This window comes from Micromonospora sp. MH33 (assembly GCF_003013775.1).
GTDB classification, from domain to species: Bacteria; Actinomycetota; Actinomycetes; order Mycobacteriales; family Micromonosporaceae; genus Micromonospora; species Micromonospora fulviviridis.
Map to the genome: position 1 here is coordinate 1 of NZ_MUYZ01000653.1, position 1,083 is coordinate 1,083.

1 protein-coding gene is annotated in these 1,083 nt (G+C 78.7%); it reads right to left on the reverse strand.

Going from position 1 to position 1,083, the window contains the following annotated elements; genetic code table 11:
- Positions 1-1,083 (reverse strand): NAD(P)H-hydrate dehydratase (locus tag B0E53_RS36700; protein ID WP_107079938.1); only part of this gene is annotated, 1,083 nt, incomplete at both ends.

Below are 1,083 nucleotides of genomic sequence, written 5' to 3' on the forward strand. Positions count from 1 at the left end.
CCGCGCGCCGCCTCGCGACCGGCCAGCCCGTGCAGGTACGCCGCCGCGGCGGCCGCCCGCTCCGGCGCGAGCCCGGCGGCGAGCAGCGAGCCGAGCAGCCCGGCCAGCACATCGCCGGTGCCCCCGGTGGCCAGCACCGGCGTGCCGGTCGGATTGACGTAGGCCCGGCCGTCCGGGGTGCCGATGATCGTGCGGTCGCCCTTGAGCAGCACCACCGCGTTCATCCAGGCGGCCAGCCGCAGTGCCGCGCCGACGCGGTCCGCCCCCGGCGACTCGCCGCAGAGCCGGGCGTACTCGCGGTCGTGCGGGGTCACCACGATCGGGGCGTCCCGCCCGCGCAGCCGGTCCGCCAGCTTGCCGTCGACCAGCAGGGTGAGCGCGTCGGCGTCGAGCACCACCGGCACCGGCGCGGCGAGCACCGCACGCAGCGCGGCGGCGGAATCCTCGCCGGTGCCCAGCCCCGAGCCGCAGATCCACGCCTGCACCCGGCCGGCGTCGGCGACCCGGTCGGTGGCGATCACCGACGGGTGCTGGTGCAGCACCTCCGCGCGGGCGCCGCCCGCGTAGCGGACCATGCCGGTGGGGCCGGCCAGCGCGCCGCTCACCGAGAGCACCGCCGCGCCCGGGTAGGTGGCCGAGCCGGTCGCCACGCCGACCACGCCCCGGCTGTACTTCTCCGAGGACGGGCCGAGCCGGGGCCACCAGTCGACCACGTCGGACCACTCGGTGACGCGCAACGCCGGGGTGCCGCGCAGCCACGGCGCCAGCCCGATGTCGACCAGCTCGACGTGACCGGCGAGCGGCGCGGCCGGGCCGACCACCAGGGCCGGCTTCAGCGCGCCGAAGGCGACCGTCACGTCGGCGCGGACCGCGCAGGGCCGGCCGGAGGCGGTGAGCGGCACGTGGCCGGTGTCCACCGCGACGCCGCTCGGCACGTCCACCGCGACCACCGTGGCCCGGGTGCCGTTTCGCCCGCTGCGCTCGGCCAGGCTCGCGGCGAGTTGGTCGGCGGTCTCCCGGAGCCCGCCGGTGCCGCCGATCCCGACGATGCCGTCGAGCACCAGGTCCACCACGGCCGGCGGC